This is a genomic window from Psychrobacter sp. 1Y4 (assembly GCF_051847555.1).
In genome coordinates this window covers 1-557 of record NZ_JBPYDE010000973.1, presented here as the reverse complement: position 1 = coordinate 557, position 557 = coordinate 1, and the positions used below count along the sequence as shown (strand labels likewise).

Genomic DNA, 557 nt, shown 5'->3' with positions numbered 1-557 from the left:
TAATGATGAAATTGCTTTTCTTGCTCGTGGGTTCAACCAAGCAGCGCAAAAGATTGAGCACCTCGTTGATGCCAATAATTTATTACTGGCGCATGCTTCTCATGAGCTGCGTACGCCTATCACGCGCATTCGCTTGCAGGTTGAAATGATGGATATGTTGGCTGGTGCGCTACCGTCTGACACCAAAGCCAAGTTTGATAAACGCGCTCATGCCATCACTCGCGATCTGTCAGGTCTCAATGATTTGGTCGAAAGTATATTGTTGGTCAGCCGTCTAGATGCAGGTCATGCCTTACAACAAATTGAGAATCTGGATTTATACGATCTGGTTAATCAAGAACGTCAGCACTATCCTGAAGCCACGCTGATTGGTGAGCACATCATGATCGACGGTCAATCATCAATGTTGACTCATCTCATTCGCAATCTACTGACCAATGCCATGCTTCACGGCAAGCCGCCCGTTACCGTGTTACTGTACGGCGTTCAGACTATCGAAGAGGCTGGCACTGTTCCTGATTACCTATTGCAGACCGTGCTCTCTAGCAGTTTCACCG

At 47.4% G+C, this 557-nt stretch carries 1 protein-coding gene; it reads left to right on the top strand.

The annotated features are described in order from the left end of the window. Positions 1–557 (top strand): sensor histidine kinase (locus ACS8FC_RS19920; RefSeq protein ID WP_439298059.1); only part of this gene is annotated, 557 nt, incomplete at both ends.